The 15125-nt window shown below is 68.8% G+C and carries 14 protein-coding genes; 7 read left to right on the top strand and 7 right to left on the bottom strand.

What is annotated here, in order from left to right; translation table 11 throughout:
- Positions 1-16: 16 nt before the first annotated feature.
- From ACWD0J_RS14050 to ACWD0J_RS14040, 3 genes are all read right to left on the bottom strand, one after another.
- The gene (locus ACWD0J_RS14050) at positions 17-718 is read right to left on the bottom strand and encodes an SDR family oxidoreductase (protein ID WP_451496034.1); all 702 of its coding nucleotides are present in this window, start codon (positions 716-718) and stop codon (positions 17-19) included.
- A 298-nt stretch (positions 719-1016) separates the two neighbouring features.
- Positions 1017-3212, bottom strand: coding sequence for an MMPL family transporter (locus ACWD0J_RS14045; protein WP_451496033.1), 2196 nt, complete (start codon positions 3210-3212; stop codon positions 1017-1019).
- A 265-nt stretch (positions 3213-3477) separates the two neighbouring features.
- A complete protein-coding gene (locus ACWD0J_RS14040) occupies positions 3478-4320 on the bottom strand; it encodes a haloalkane dehalogenase (protein WP_451496032.1) in 843 nt (280 codons plus the stop codon).
- Positions 4321-4545: 225 nt separating this feature from the next.
- On the opposite strand from ACWD0J_RS14040, the gene ACWD0J_RS14035 reads away from it, so the two are divergent.
- The 4 genes from ACWD0J_RS14035 (at position 4546) to ACWD0J_RS14020 (ending at position 8502) form a co-directional block, all read left to right on the top strand.
- Positions 4546-5172 carry a TetR/AcrR family transcriptional regulator gene (locus ACWD0J_RS14035; RefSeq protein ID WP_451496031.1) on the top strand — a complete coding sequence of 209 codons (627 nt, stop codon included), beginning with the start codon at positions 4546-4548 and terminating at the stop codon, positions 5170-5172.
- Between the two features lie 141 nt (positions 5173-5313).
- Positions 5314-6438, top strand: a complete 1125-nt coding sequence (locus ACWD0J_RS14030) for a 4Fe-4S binding protein (RefSeq protein ID WP_451496030.1) — start codon at positions 5314-5316, stop codon at positions 6436-6438.
- Positions 6435-7733, top strand: a complete 1299-nt coding sequence (locus tag ACWD0J_RS14025; protein WP_451496029.1) for an SNG1 family protein — start codon at positions 6435-6437, stop codon at positions 7731-7733. The genes ACWD0J_RS14030 and ACWD0J_RS14025 overlap by 4 nt, the downstream gene beginning before the upstream one ends.
- A 199-nt stretch (positions 7734-7932) precedes the next feature.
- Entirely contained in the window at positions 7933-8502 is a 570-nt protein-coding gene (locus tag ACWD0J_RS14020; protein ID WP_451496028.1) for a TetR/AcrR family transcriptional regulator, read from the top strand.
- Here ACWD0J_RS14020 and ACWD0J_RS14015 read toward each other — a convergent pair.
- Positions 8471-8788 (bottom strand): hypothetical protein, encoded by a 318-nt coding sequence (locus ACWD0J_RS14015; protein ID WP_451496027.1) that lies wholly within the window; start codon positions 8786-8788, stop codon positions 8471-8473. The genes ACWD0J_RS14020 and ACWD0J_RS14015 overlap by 32 nt on opposite strands.
- A 306-nt stretch (positions 8789-9094) precedes the next feature.
- On the opposite strand from ACWD0J_RS14015, the gene ACWD0J_RS14010 reads away from it, so the two are divergent.
- The 3 genes from ACWD0J_RS14010 (at position 9095) to ACWD0J_RS14000 (ending at position 11659) form a co-directional block, all read left to right on the top strand.
- Positions 9095-9910, top strand: coding sequence for an oxidoreductase (locus ACWD0J_RS14010; RefSeq protein ID WP_451496061.1), 816 nt, complete (start codon positions 9095-9097; stop codon positions 9908-9910).
- A gap of 103 nt (positions 9911-10013) precedes the next feature.
- Positions 10014-10988: an NmrA family NAD(P)-binding protein gene (locus tag ACWD0J_RS14005; RefSeq protein WP_451496026.1), complete on the top strand. Its 975-nt coding sequence runs from the start codon at positions 10014-10016 to the stop codon at positions 10986-10988.
- Positions 10989-11248: 260 nt separating this feature from the next.
- Positions 11249-11659 (top strand): tyrosine-type recombinase/integrase, encoded by a 411-nt coding sequence (locus ACWD0J_RS14000; RefSeq protein ID WP_451496025.1) that lies wholly within the window; start codon positions 11249-11251, stop codon positions 11657-11659.
- A gap of 44 nt (positions 11660-11703) precedes the next feature.
- Here ACWD0J_RS14000 and ACWD0J_RS13995 read toward each other — a convergent pair whose 3' ends face one another.
- The 3 genes from ACWD0J_RS13995 to ACWD0J_RS13985 form a co-directional block, all read right to left on the bottom strand.
- On the bottom strand, positions 11704-13233 hold the full coding sequence (locus tag ACWD0J_RS13995; protein ID WP_451496024.1) for a helix-turn-helix domain-containing protein: 1530 nt from the start codon (positions 13231-13233) through the stop codon (positions 11704-11706).
- Between the two features lie 74 nt (positions 13234-13307).
- Positions 13308-13508: a DUF4236 domain-containing protein gene (locus ACWD0J_RS13990; RefSeq protein WP_451496023.1), complete on the bottom strand. Its 201-nt coding sequence runs from the start codon at positions 13506-13508 to the stop codon at positions 13308-13310.
- A 294-nt stretch (positions 13509-13802) separates the two neighbouring features.
- The gene (locus tag ACWD0J_RS13985; RefSeq protein ID WP_451496022.1) at positions 13803-15029 is read right to left on the bottom strand and encodes an MFS transporter; all 1227 of its coding nucleotides are present in this window, start codon (positions 15027-15029) and stop codon (positions 13803-13805) included.
- Between the last annotated feature and the right edge of the window lie 96 nt (positions 15030-15125).

Raw genomic sequence — 15125 nt, 5'->3', positions numbered from 1 at the left:
TCTCTGTATCCCTGTCCTACTTGGCCAGCTGGGCGTACAGCCCGGCCAGGTCCCCGGCCAGGCCCGCCTTGACCTGCCGCGAGATGTCGTCGGCGAGCACCTCGTACGCGCCCGTCTCGACCCCGTCGAGGGCGAGTGCGGCGACGTCACGGGGGTCGGACTTGGGCGCGTCGACGCCGGCCGCGAGGTCCGTGTCCACGTAACCCACGTGCAGTCCGGTGACGGCGATGCCGCGCGGCTGAAGCTCCAGGCGCAGGGAGTTGGTCTGCGACCACAGGGCGGCCTTGGAGGCGCTGTAGGAGCCGCCGAGCGCCAGCCAGGACAGCACGGAGTGCACGTTCAGGATGTGGCCGCCGCCGTTGCCCTCTATGACCGGCACGAAGGCGCGGGCGACCAGGAGCGGGCCGTAGAAGTTGGTCTCGAACTCCCGGCGTACGTCGTCGACCGGAGAGTCGAGGAAGGACGCGCCGACCGCGGCACCGGCGTTGTTGATCAGTACGGTGACATCCTGCGCCTGGGCGGCGGCAGCCGCCACCGAGACCGGGTCGGTGACCTCCAACGCCACCGGGACCGCGTCGGGGTGCGTCACGGTGCGCGGGTCGCGGGCCGTGGCGTAGACCTTGGCGGCCCCACGCGCGTACAGCTCTTCCACCAGCGCCTTGCCGATGCCCCGGCTGCCGCCGGTGACGAAGACGTTCGCGCCCTTCAAAGCGGTCATGACTGCCTCCACAAAATGGGAAACCGACGAGAAACCGATCGGTTTTCATTATAGTAAACCGATCAGTTTCCGAGCGCAAGCTCCTAGAAGGAACCAGTTGCGTGGGGCCCGCTCCCCGAGGGCCGTGCGCTGGGCCCGACCACGGAGGACGCGAACCATCGTCGCCATGATCGCCGTGCGTGCGTGCGGGCGGGGGGAGGGGCCGGGGGAGTGAGTCCCGGCGGGGTGCCGACGAGCAGCCGGTGGAATGAGTCCCCGGCGGGGTGCCCGTGCGTCACCGGCACCCCGCTCGTGGGGGTCAGCCCGCAGCGACGGGGACCGGCTTGTCGTCGGTGTCGTCGGTGTCGTCGGTCGGCAGGTCGGTCTCCTTGATGCCGAACCGGTCGTAGAAGCGTGCCAGTGGCCCCGGCGCCCACCAGGCCGCCCTGCCCAGCAGTTTCATGACGGACGTTCCCAGCAGGATGCGCACCACCAGCACGTCCACCAGGACCGCGAACACCATGCCGACGCCGAACAACTTGATGGTCAGCACACCGCTCATCCCGATCGCCGCGAGCGGCACGCACATCAGCACCGCGGCGCACACGACCAGGCGGCCGATGGACCCGAGCCCGGTCGCCACGGCTTCCGTGCTGTCGCCCAGCTGGTCGTACTGCTCCCGCATCCGGGACACCAGGAACACCTCGTAGTCCATGGAGAGTCCGAAGATCAGCGCGAACAGCATGATCGGCATGTTGGGCTCGATGTTGCCCGTCGGATCGAAGCCGAGCAGGTGGTGCAGATGGCCGTCCTGGAAGACCCAGACCAGCATGCCGAAGGTCGCGGACAGCGACAGCAGGTTCATCGTGATCGCCTTCAGCGGCAGCAGCACCGAGCCGAACGCGAGGAACAGCAGGATGTACGTCATGACCGCGATGTAGAGCAGCATCCACGGCAGGGTCTCGCCGAGTGCGTCCAGGGTGTCGCTGTAGACCGCCGACTCGCCGCCGAAGTACGCGTGGGCGCCCGGCGGTTCGGGGACGTCCTTGAGCCGCTTCACCAGATCGCGCGCATGGGTGGAGACGGCGTTGCCGTCGAAGGTGACCGACACCCGGGCCGTGGTGCCCTCGAGACCCGTGATGCGGGCGCTCGTGGCGCCCTCGGTGGCGCCGAGCCGCTCGGCGTACGCCTTCAGAGCCGCGCCCTGCTCCTTCGAGGTCCCGTCGGACTTCAGCACGAGCAGCGAGTCGATCGACTTCACGGCGTCGCTGTCGAAGTCGGTCTCCATGGTGGTGAAGACCTGGCGGCCCTCGGAACTGCTCGGCAACTGCTGCGCGTTGATGGAACCGAACTCGATCTTGGAGAACGGCAGGGCCAGGACCAGCAGGAGCCCCACCGCACCCGCCACCACGAATCCCCGGCGCCGCATCAGGCCGTGCCCGAACCGGTACCAGGCACCCTCGCCCGCCGTCTTCGGGCGCACGGCCTTCTTGCGTCGGCGCAGCGGGAAGGCGTTGACCTTCGGGCCCATGACGGCGAGCACCGCGGGCAGCGCGACCAATGAGAAGAGCACGGACAGTACGACCGCGGCGACACCGCCGTACGACATCGACTTCAGGAAGGTCGACGGGAAGAGGGTCAGGCCGGCCAGCGCCACCGCTACCGTGGTGCCGGAGATCACCACGGTGCGTCCGGCCGTGGCGATCGTGCGCCCGAGCGCCTCTTCGCCCGTATGACCGCGCTCCAGTTCCTCGCGGTAGCGGCTCACGATCAGCAGGCCGTAGTCGATGGCGACCGCGAGACCCAGGATCGTGACCAGGCTCATGGAGAAGACGGACACGTCGGTGGTGTTCGAGATGAGCCGCAGGACGGCCATCGAGCCCGCGATGGAGAGCACGCCGACGAGCAGCGGAAGGAAGGCCGCGGCCAGACCGCCGAACACGATCAGCAGGAACATGAAGAGCACGGGGGCCGAGAAGATCTCCGCGACTCTCAGGTCGTGTTCGATTTCCTGGCCGGCCTGGTAGCCGGTGGGCACTGTTCCGCCCTGGAGGGTCTCCAGGCCCGGTGCCGGGATCTTGTCCTTGATCGTCTTGTACGCGTCCTCCTTGGCCTTCTCGCTGCCGCCGTGGAGGTTCAGGGCGACGTAGGTGGCGTGCCGGTCGTGGCTGACCTGCGCCGGCATCTTGGTCGTCCAGAAGTCCAGGTAGCCGGTCACCTCTGACTTCGGCAGGGACTCCAGCTGCCGAACGACCGCCTGCCGGAAGGACGGGTCGTCGACGGTGCGGTCCTTGTCGCGATAGACGATCACCGCGTCGGGTGTCCGCTGTGGGAACGCCTTCTCGGCGAGCTGGGCCGCGCGCACGCTGTCCGAGCCGGGGTCCTGGAAGCCGAGCGGTGTCAGGGAGCCGAAGACGCCGGCACCGTAGGCACCGGACAGGACGGCGAACAGCATGGTCAGTATCAACAGGGGCTTTCGCCTGCGGTGGAGCAGACGCCCGAATGTATCGAACATGGATTCTCCTGGATCGTTGAAGCGCGCCGGGCGGGATCGGGTGACCGGCCGCTGTCGGCGGCGATGGGTGGCGGCAGCTGGTGTTCGCCGACCGCGGTCCGCCGTACGGTCTGGTGGACGAGGTGGAGGGTGACCGCTGGGCCGCGGCACGCGGCGTGTGGTCAGGTCGTCGCCGGTGTGTCGGGCGACACCGCGCTGGAAGTGGGGAGCTGAAGCGCGGCGAGGTGGCTCTGGCCGGTGTGGTGGGCCTCGTGAGGATCGGCTGTCAGCCGAGGCTGAGGATGGCCTCGACCAGCAGGTCCGGCTGCTGCTCCTGGAGGAAGTGGCCGGCGTCGGGGACCGTCAGATGGCCCCATCCCTTCGCGCCCGGGATGTGCTGCTGGAAGACCTGCTCGAAGGCGCGCGTGATGTCCTCGTGCGCGGCGAAGGCGGTGAGGAACGGCTTGTCGAAGGTTGTCAGCCCCGCCCAGGAACGGTTCAGCATCGAGGCGGGCGGGTCGGTGGCGTCGAGCGGTACGAGGTGCGGGAACCGCCGTACTCCGGCGAAGTGCCGATCGGACGGGAACGGAGCGTCGTAAGCGGCCGCGGCATCCTGGCTGAGGACGTGGCCGGTCTGGTTGAGAGCGCTGTCCGGGCTGCCGACGGCCCACGAGGCGGTCAGGTCCGGTGACTCGGACTGCTCCAGCCAGTGCCGGAAGGCGCCGGTCGCGGGCGCGAACTGCTCCGCAGTGAACGAGGCCATGACGTCCGGTGCGGCGAGGCCCGTGATGGCGGCGACGACGGCCGCGAAACGGTCGGGGGTGAGCCCGACGTGCACGAGGAAGAGGAACCCGCCCCAGTCCTGACCGAACAGGGTGATGTCCGCGAGGCCGAGCTGGTCCAGCCCGTCACCGGTCCAGGCCACGTGGGACGCGTAGGTGTACGCGGCCCGGTCGACCGGCTTGTCGGAGCGGCCGAATCCGATCAGATCGGGAACGAGGACGCGTCGGCCGGCTGTCACCAGGCCGGGAATCATCCGGCGGTAGAGGCAGCCCCAGGTCGGCTCGCCGTGAGCGAGGACCACGACCGGTCCGTCGGGCGGTCCTTCGTCGACGTAGTGCATGCGCAAGGCCCTCGCCGACCGTGACGTACCGGGGCCGGTACGGCCAGTCGGTCAGGCCCTCGAAGCGCTCGTCAGGTGTGCGTTCGATGTCCATGCGAGCAACCATAACAGCGTTTTCATTGAGCGACACCGATCGGTTTACCCGCGTCCTGGTGCTGCTCCTCTCTCCAGCGCTGGTGTGCCTGACGGCCACGCGGTGTATTTGTAACAGCGTTGCAATACGCTGGCGCCATGGCCAGACCCAAGACGCATGACGAATCGCTGCGGCTCAGGCTCCTGCACCGCGCGGCCGCCACGGTTTTCGATCGCGGCACGGCCGCGCTGAGCCTGCGACAGCTCGCGGCGGAGGTGAAGACCTCGACCACCGCGGTCTACTCGCTGTTCGGTAGCAAGGCTGGTCTGCTCGGCAGCCTGTACCAGGAGGCCGTGCGCCTCTTCGCCGAGCGCCTGGCCGCCGTCCGCCCGACGGACGACCCGGCCGGCGACGTGATCCGTATCGGGCTGGCCTATCGCGAGTACGCCGTGGCCAACCCGCACCTCTACGCGATCCTCTTCTCCGACCGTGGCGCCCGGTGCCCGTCCGATTCGGACAGGCCGCGTGGGGTCGTCGAGACGTACCGGCCCCTCGTCGACGCCGTACGCCGCGGGCAGCAGGCCGGGCAGTTCGGTTCCGCGTCCGACCCCGAGGTCATCGCGCTGTCGGTCTGGGGGGCGGCCCATGGCCTGGTCTCCCTGGTGCTGTCCGGGAACGAGCCGCCGGAGCTCGCGGTCGCCGACTGCTACGAGCGGGCGCTGCGGGCGTTGGTGACGGGGTGGCGGGACAGTGAGGGGCCGGCTGCGGGGCTCGCGGCCCCGTAGGGACTGCCTCCGGGGTTTTGGTGCGCCTCGGGCCCGCGACTCGGGCTTGCATGCGGAAACCGATCAGTTTACGGTGGTGAAACTGATCGGTTTCTCGCCGTGTGGCGGGCGAGCCCCGGACCTGAATCACTAGGAGCACGGATGACTGCCCCGCACGACGCCGAGGGACAACCGTCGAGCCCCAGGCTTCCGGCGAAGCTGGCCGCCCACCCCTCGGTACAGGCCGTACTGGCCCGGCGCAGGGCCGGTGACACGGCACGCCCGCCGGCGGTGATCGACGCGGCCTGGCTGCACGAGCTGTGCCTGGCGGCCGGCGCGGACGACGCCGCCGCGGTCAGCCTGGACCACCCCGACCTGGCCGGCGAGCGCGAGTACGCGCAGTCCGCGCTGCCCGGCACCCGCACCCTCATCTCGATGGCGGTCCGGATGAACCGCGACAACTGCCGCTCCCCGGCCCGCAGCGTGGCCAACCAGGAGTTCCACCAGACCGACGAACAGGCCAACCACGCCGCGCGCGGCGTCACCCAGGTGCTCCAGGACGCCGGCTACCGCGCACTCAATCCGTCCGTCGGCTTCCCCCAGGAGATGGACCGCTTCCCCCGTGAGCGGATCTGGGTGGTGGCGCACAAGACGGTCGCGGTGGCCGCCGGGCTCGGCGTGATGGGCCTGCACCGCAACGTCATCCACCCGAAGTTCGGCAGCTTCATCCTGCTGGTCACCGTCCTGGTGGACGCGGAGGTGAGCGAGTACGGGCAGGCGCTGGACTACAACCCCTGCATCGACTGCAAGTTGTGCGTCGCGGCCTGCCCGGTCGGCGCCATCGCCAAAGACGGCGCCTTCGACGCGCTGGCCTGCACCACCCACAACTACCGCGAGTTCATGAGCGGGTTCACCGACTGGGCACAGACCGTGGCCGACAGCGAGGACGCCGCCGACTACCGCTCCCGGGTCACCGACTCCGAGAGCGCCTCCATGTGGCAGAGCCTGAGCTCGCCCCCCGGCTACAAGTCCGGCTACTGCCTTGCCGTCTGCCCCGCCGGCGAGGACGTCCTGGGCCCGTACCTGGACGACCGCAAGTCGTTCATGGACACCGTGCTGCGACCGCTCCAGGACAAGGAGGAAACCCTGTACGTCCTGCCGGGCTCGCACGCGCAGGAGTACGCCCGGCGCCGTTTCCCCCACAAGCCCGTCAAGGAAGTCACCGGCGGCTGGCAGCCCCCGGCGAAGCGTTCCGCGTCCACCGAGCGAGAGCAACGTACGTCATGAGCGGCATTCACCCCTTCCGCGTCCTGCGCGCCAGACCTCTGTGGATAGCCAACGGCGTCATCACGGGCGTCCTCGCGCTCCTGTTCGCCGTGTTCTACGTCGGCGCCAACGTCGATCCGGTCGGTCACCTGACCAAGCTGCCCGTCGGCCTGGTCAACGCCGACGAGGGAGCCGCCGTCGGCGGCAAGCAGGTCAACCTGGGGGCGCGGATCACCGAGTCGATCAAGAAGTCCACCGCGAGCGGAGACAGGATCGACTGGAAGGCGATGGACGAGAAGGAGATGAAGAAGGAACTCGGCAAGGGCAAGCTGTACGGCGCGCTCGTCGTCCGCGCCGACTTCACCGCCTCCGTCACCGCACTGACCGGCACCACGACCACCGGGACCCCGGCCCGCCCGACACTGACAGTGCTCACCAATCAGTCCGCCGGCAGTCTGGGCTCCGGCCTGGCCCGGACGGCGACGACCCAGGCGGCCGAGAACGCCTCGCTCCAGGTGGGCAAGGAACTGACCGCACAGACCGGCGCCCAGCAGACGAAGCTGCCCGCCGCGGCACGCGTCCTGCTCGCCGACCCGGCCGCCGTCACGGTCCAGGACGGCCATCCGCTCGACTCGCACAGCGGCCTGGGCCTGACGGCGTTCTACTACGCGCTCGTCCTGGTCGTGTGCGGCATGCTCTCCGCCAACGTCATCAGCGGCCAGGTCGACCACGCCCTCGGCTACACCCACAACGACATGGGCCCACTGCGCCTGCACCGCCCCCTGATCCGGGCGACCCGGGTGCAGACCCTCGCCATCAGCAGCACCCTCATGGTGGGACTGTCCCTGCTGATGGGCACCTTGGTCATGGTGGGCGCGGTCGCCATCATGGGCATGGACGCCGCCCGTCTTCCGTTGCTCTGGCTGTACTCGGTGTGCGCCATCGCGGTCTCCGGGATCGGCGCGCTCGCCCTCCTCGCGGTCTTCGGCACGCCCGGCATGCTCGTGGTCACGCTGGTCTTCATCGGGATGGCGGTGCCGACGTCCGGGGCCACCACCCCCATCGAGGCGCTGCCCGGCTTCTACCGCTTCCTCGCGGAATTCGAGCCGCTGCGGCAGATCACCGGTGGCATCCGCTCGATCCTCTACTACGACGCCCAGGGCGACGCGGGACTGACCCGGGGCTGGGTCATGATGGCGGCCGGCCTCGTGGCGGCCGCACTCTTCGGTTTCGGCGTGCTGGGGTGGTACGACCGCAAGGGGCTGCACCGCATCCCGGTGGAGACGACGCCCGAGAAGACGGCGGTCCCGGCATAGCGAAGCCACCCCCCACACCCCCAGGACGGGCCGTCACTCGGAGTGGCCCGGTGTACGTCGCCCCGCCGGGGACGCCGGACAAGCACACCACCACGGCTCGGCGACGGCCTTCCCCCGGGCCGTCGACGAGCCTCCGCGCGGACGTCACCCTGGAAACCGATCGGTTTTCATTTGCTTCTCTCTGGGTTAACCTCGCGGTATGACCACCGAAGTGAAACAAAGCCCCAGGGAGCGGCTGCTGGAGGCGGCGGCCACGCTCACCTACCGAGACGGTGTCGGCATCGGTGTCGAGGCGCTGTGCAAGGCGGCGGGAGTGTCGAAGCGCTCCATGTACCAGCTGTTCCAGAGCAAGGACGAACTGCTGGCGGCGAGTCTGGAGCGACGCACCTCCGCCTACGTGGCGGCACTCCTGCCCGCGGCGGACGACGACCGTTCCTCCAGGGAGCGGATCCTGCACGTCTTCCAGCAGGTGGAATCGCAGTCGGGCACGCCCGAGTTCTACGGCTGCCCCTTCCTGGCCGCGCAGATCGAGCTCAAGGACCAGAGCCACCCCGCGAGCCGGGTCGCCCATCAGGTCAAGGAAAACCTGACCGCCTTCTTCCGCGCCGAGGCCGAGCGGGGCGGGGCGAGCGATCCCGGTCTGCTGGCCCGGCAACTCAGTCTGGTCTTCGACGGTGGCAGCGCCCGTGCGGGCATCGGCGCGGACCAACTGACGGGGCTCATCGCGCCCACGGTGATCACCCTGCTCGACGCGGCGGGCGTGCGCTGACGGACAGCTCCTCCGGACTTCCCTGCCGCCCGGCGTTCGGCCGGAGCCCCATGGCTGCAAGAGTGGTGCCGAGCATGCCGCAGGCGAAGAACCCTGCGGTCCGGGCGGCATCGGCACCCAGTGACAGGTGCACGGTCTCCCCGATCCTCGTCCAGCCGTCCAGGGGGAGCTCACCGATCAGGTCATCGCCCTGCGCTTCGGCGGCCGCCACGACGGCGTATCCCTGCATCTGCATCAGGAGCGTTTCGGGGCTCGTCGACATCAGCTGCGCGTAAGCGTTCGTCATGGCCTGAAGAGCCCGCTCTCCGTCTTACGCCCCGTCGGCCGCCCCCTCGAAAGCCAGGCGTGCGTCTTCCAGCTCCGCGTCAGAGCGGTGATGAAGATCGCCTTCTTGTCCGGGAAGAGCCGGAATGGATACGGCTGCATGACGCCGACCCGCCTGGCGATCGCCGCGCGGATGACGCTCTCGCGCCTCTCTCCTGCGCACTGATCCTGTCCATTCTGTCCGTCTCCTTGCTTGACTTGCATGCGGAAACCGATCGGTTTACAGTGACGGAAACTGATCGGTTTTTCAATGAGCGCGGGAGCCATGATGACGACAGATCGGCCGGTGGCACTCGTGACGGGTGCGTCATCCGGCATCGGGAAGGAAACCGCGCTCGCACTGGTCGCAGCGGGGTTCGACGTGGTCGGCACAAGCCGCGACACCTCACGCGTCACCCCGCTCGACGGTGTGACGTTCCTCGGCCTCGACGTGGCCGACGACGCCTCGGTCGCCGCGGCGGTCCAGGAGGTGAGCGAGCGGTTCGGGCGGATCGACGTCCTGGTCAACAACGCCGGTGTCGGCTCGATGGGTGCGGCTGAGGAAACCTCCGTCGAGCAAGCCCAGACCGTCTTCGACACCAATGTCTTCGGGGTGATGCGCATGGTGACGGAGGTCCTGCCGTACATGCGCGCCCAGAAACGCGGGCGCATCATCAACATCTCGTCCGTACTCGGGTTCATGCCCCAGCCGTACATGGCCGTCTATGCCGCCTCCAAGCATGCGATCGAGGGCTACTCCGAGTCCCTGGACCACGAGGTCCGGGAGTACGGCATCCGATCGCTTCTCGTCGAACCGGCCTACACGAGGACCGGATTCGAGGCCAACAGCGCGAAGCCCGACACGCCCCTGCACGCCTACGCGAAGCAGCGGCAGACCGTCGACCGCGTCATGGCGGAGGCGATCAGGGGCGGCGACGCACCCGCCGTCGTCGCCAAGGCGATCGTCGCGGCGGCGACCGACGCCAGGCCGAAGCTGCGCTACACCGCCGGCCCCACGGCCGGACGCGTGCGCACACTGCGCCGTCTCGTCCCAGCCCGGGCCTTCGACAAGCAGATCCGCAAGATCAACCGCCTGGCCGGCTGACGCGCAGGCTCACAAGGAGACGGCCACCCGGCACGACGGTCGCCGCCCACCTCCTGGGCCTTCCGAACAACTGACCCACCCCCACCAGACAGAGGACACCTTGATGCCAGAGCGCGATCCCATCCTGATCACCGGTGCCGCCGGCGAAATCGGTGGTGTGAGCCGGACGATGGTCGACATGCTGCTCGAACAAGGGCACCCGGTGCGCGCATTCGTGCGGCAGGACGACGAACGCGCGCACTCGCTCCGCCAGGCCGGGGCCGAGGTCTTCGTCGGTGACCTGCTCACCATCGCCGATGTGACCGCCGCGCTGAAGGACGTCCGGCGCCTCTACTTCAGCATGAGCCTGTCGCCGTACTACACCGACGCCGTCAGTCTGATGGCCGCGGCGGCGCGGGCTCAGGGCGACATCGAGGTGTTCGTCAACATCTCCGAGTACGAGCAGTCGTTCATGACCTTCGACAAGATGACCGCGCCGGAGGAAGAGCGGCGCGCGTGGCTCGGCGGACTCGTCGCCAACTGGTCGCCGCAGCAACGGGCCCACTGGGTCGCCGAGCAGGTGCTGGAGTGGTCCGGCCTCCCGACCGTCAACGTGCAGGCGACCTTCTTCGTCGAGAACCCCATCATGACCTGGCTGGCCCTTGGCTCACTCGCCGACGGTGAACTGCGTCTGCCCTTCGGCGACCACCGGCTCGCACCCATCGCCGGTTACGACGTCGCGGAACTGTGCGCGAAGATCCTGGCCGACCCGGCGCCGCACATCTCCAAGTCCTACGCGCTCACCGGCCCAGAGCTGAAGGACATGCACGGGATCGCAGAGGACTTCGCGGCCGTGCTGGGGCGCCCGGTCACGTATGTTCCCGAAGCCATAGAAACCTGGAACAAGACCTACGTGGACCCCAACATGTCCGCCTACCCGCACATCGCGGAGCACCTGAAGACCCTGACCCGGATCATCGGCCGCGGAGGATACGGCGGCATCACCGACGAGCTGGAAACCCTGCTCGGACGCCCGCCGAAGACCGTGCGGTGGGCTCTGGAGAACCACCCGCGCATCCGGAAGCTGGCGGCCGCCTGAGCCGCTGAGCGGCCCGGAGCAGAACAACGACGCCACGCCGGAGTCCTTGAGCCGAGGGAAGAAGCGGCGGGAGAAGGACCTCGGCCCCACCGCGATCCGCATGGTTCTGGGCGACACTGCCGGGTGTCCTCCAGGCCGCCGCCGAAGACCGCCGCCTCGCACGCAATCCCTGCCGCGCAAGTACGGTCCGCCCTCCGGCGGCTGCACCTGGCCGAGTCGCGGGTGGGCCGCCCGAGAGGGTCCTTGCCGTACGCGGAGGCTTGCCGGAGCGCCATCGCGTCCTTGTCGAGATCGGAGCCGGCCTTGGACTCCGGCAAGGAGAGGCGTTGGGGCTGTCCATGGAGGAGATCGACTTCGACGAAGAAGTGGTCCATGTCCGGCGTCAGGACAAGGTGGTGCGGACGAAGCTGTGCTTCGCGCTCCCGAAGGGCCGCAAGGTCCGTGACGTGCCCCTGCCCTCAAGCGTGGCCAAGGCCGTGCGGCAGCACACGGAGGTCTTCGCGTCGGTGCCGGTCACCATGCCATGGGACGACCCGCGCCCGGCCGAGACGCCGGTGGAGGCCGAGCATCGTCGGCCGAGGACGTACAACCTCCTCGTGACCGGGCGCGAGCGCAAGGCCATCAACCGGAACTACTTCAATTCCCACGCATGCCGCCGCGCCCCTCCCTGACCCGCTTCATCGCAGGTCAGAGAGGGTGCGGCGGCATCGTCGTATCAGATGTCCCGGAACGTCTCGATCTGCGCGCCGATCGAGTTGAGCCGTTCGGCCAGATCCTCGTACCCCCGGTTGATGACGTACACGTTGCGCAGGACGGACGTGCCCTCGGCCGCCATCATCGCGAGCAGGACGACCACGGCGGGCCGCAGCGCGGGCGGGCACATCATCTCGGCGGCCCGCCAGCGGGTCGGGCCCTCGACCAGCACCCGGTGCGGGTCGAGGAGTTGCAGGCGTCCGCCGAGGCGGTTGAGGTCGGTGAGGTAGATCGCGCGGTTGTCGTAGACCCAGTCGTGGATCAGCGTCTTGCCCGAGGCGACGGCCGCGATCGCCGCGAAGAACGGGACGTTGTCGATGTTCAGGCCGGGGAACGGCATCGGGTGGATCTTGTCGATGGGCGCCTCCAGCTTGGAGGGCCGGACGGTGAGGTCCACCAGCCGGGTGCGGCCGTTGTCGGCGAAGTACTCCGGCGTGCGGTCGTGGTCCAGGCCCATCTCCTCCAGGACCGCCAGCTCGATCTCCAGGAACTCGACGGGCACCCGGCGGACCGTCAGCTCCGACTCGGTGACGACGGCGGCGGCCAGCAGGCTCATCGCCTCGACCGGGTCCTCGGAGGGGGAGTAGTCGACGTCCACGTCGATGGTCGGCACGCCGTGCACGGTGAGCGTGGTGGTGCCGATGCCCTCGACCTCGACGCCCAGGGCCTCCAGGAAGAAGCACAGGTCCTGGACCATGTAGTTGGAGGAGGCGTTGCGGATGACCGTGACGCCGTCGTGCCGGGCGGCGGCCAGCAGCGCGTTCTCGGTGACCGTGTCCCCGCGCTCGGTCAGCACGATCGGCCGGTCCGGGCGGACGGCGCGGTCGACGACGGCGTGGTACTGCCCTTCCGTCGCCGCGATGTCCAGCCCGAACCGGCGCAGCGCGATCATGTGCGGCTCGATGGTCCGCGTACCGAGGTCGCAGCCGCCGGCGTACGGCAGCTTGAAGCGGTCCATGCGGTGCAGCAGCGGGCCGAAGAACATGATGATGGACCGCGTCCGGACGGCCGCCTCGGCGTCGATCGCCGCCATGTCCAGCTCGGCCGGCGGCACCAGTTCCAGGTCGACGCCGTCGTTGATCCAGCGGGTGCGCACGCCGATGGAGTTGAGCACCTCCAGCAGGCGGTACACCTCCTCGATGCGGGCCACCCGGCGCAGCACCGTGCGCCCCCGGTTGAGCAGGGAGGCGCACAGCAGCGCCACACACGCGTTCTTGCTCGTCTTCACGTCGATGGCGCCGGAGAGCCGGCGACCGCCGACCACCCGCAGATGCATCGGGCCCGCGTAGCCCAGTGAGACGATTTCGCTGTCCAGTGCTTCACCGATTCGAGCGATCATCTCAAGGCTGATGTTTTGGTTGCCGCGCTCGATGCGATTGACGGCGCTCTGGCTGGTGCCGAGCGCTTCGGCGAGCTGTGCCTGTGTCCAGCCCCTGTGCTGCCGGGCGTCACGGATGAGCTTGCCGATGCGTACGAGGTAGTCGTCTGCCATGGGGTTGAGGCTATCTCAGATATGAGATGGGGCCTCTTGGCGGGGTCCGTCCGGGTGAGACGCGTGAGGAACCGTCAGCGACGCCTGGCGGTACGGGTGCGGCGCCACCCGAAAGGTCCGGGCAAATCAACAGATGTCGTACGTCGTCCGGTGCTGCTGTGGGTGTGCTTCGGCCCGTGGCTGCCGCCACCGGTGGTGATGGACCAGGAACGCCGGTTGATGTTCAGGCGCACGCCGGGCAGGATCCGGAAACTCTTGCGGAACGTGAGGGGCATGTGGGCCTCCCTTCAGGGTCGGTCGGTTGCTCCCAACTCCCATCGGATACCCCCACTTGGCAAACTGATGGCACTGCGTGACCGCATCCGCTCAGGCGCAGGTCCGGCGAGGTCGTCCCGTCGCCGGCCGTCCAGGCGTCAGTGGCGGCGTCGAGGCAGGAGATCGCCGACGGCGCGAGGGCTCGGGCGCGGGGATCGCTGTCCTGTCTCAGTTCGACCTGAGGCAGCAGTGAGGGAGGGGGCCGAGGGAAACGGGACCGGCGCCGCCGGACCGCAGGGCGGCGGGTGCGCAACTCAGGCGGCGGATGCTTTTTGGACGTGTGTCTGCCGAGCGTTCTGGTGGTTTTGCGCCCAGCGGACGGCGAGAGGTGCTGCCAGGCCCGTCAGCGCGAACATGGCGCCCACGACAAACCACCCGGGGCGGCCCCAGGTGATGCAGAGCGCGATGAGCAGTCCTGGCCCGAGCGCCTCGGCCAGTCCGGCACCGAGGCCGAACACGCCCAGGTACTGGCCCGTTGCGTGCCGCGGAGCGAGGGCGAATGAAACCTCGAATCCGGCAGCGGAGTGCCATAGCTCGCCGACCGTGTGGATCACCACTGCGGTGATGAGCAGAGTTGCGGCAGCCCACGCTGGTATCCCCGCGGACAGTGAGATCAGAGAGCACGCGATGAGGAAGGCGACGCCTGCCCGGCGGTAGGCGTTTCCGCCGGCTGCGGGGGAATCGACGTTGCGGCTGGCCCGCACTTGGAACGCGACGACGATGACGGTGCCGGTGAGCATGGTGCCCGAGATGAGCCAGTGCGGGGCGGTGGTGGCGCCGACGATCCACAGTGGGATGGCCACGGTGAGAACCTTGAACTGGATGGCCATGATGCCGTCGAGAGTGGTGAGCAGCAGGTATGGGCGGTCCCGCAGGGCGATCCAGCGAGGGCCGCCGGTGGTGGAGACGGGCGTGACCGTCGGGAGGAAGACCAGGAGTGCCGCGGAGACCACGAAGGCGATCGCGTTGCTAGTGACCATGAGCTGGTAGGCGGTGAGGGTGCCCACTTGGACAACCCATCCCGCCCCCAGTGCGCCGAGGGAGATGCCGACGTTGGTCACCGCGCGGAGATAGGCCCGGAACTCCTGCGGCCGGTCCCCTCCGTAGTGCCTGATGAGTGGGGAGCGGGCGGCTGTTCCGGCTGCCTTTGCCCCGGCGGCTGCGCCGACCACGAGGACGAACGGCCAGAAGCTGTCCGCCAGCATGAAGCCGGCCGTGGCCAAGGCCTGGACGACAAGGGTGGTCGCGTAGACACCGCGGGCTCCGTGTCTGTCCGCAAGATGGCCAACGGCGATCCCCAGGGCCAGCGAGACGAATCCGGCGATCCCGAGTCCGAACCCCACCTGGCTGGCGGGCAGGTGGGCTGCCTGGGTGAAGTAGAGGACACCTGCGGTCAGATAGAGGCCGCTGCCGATGGTGTAGACGAAGTTCGAGGCGGCTAAGACGCGCTGCGGTCCGGTATCCGGCAGCAGTTGGGGCACGACTGGCTCCGCATCCAGGGCAGACAGTAAGGACCCGAATAGCTTGTTGCTTATTACTTGCAAGAGCAAGAGGGTCGCGGATCTGTTGGCCTGTCC

The sequence above is a fragment of the Streptomyces sp. NPDC003011 genome (assembly GCF_053591515.1).
Note: the sequence above shows the minus strand (reverse complement) of the source record. Positions and strands in the feature narration are given on the sequence as shown.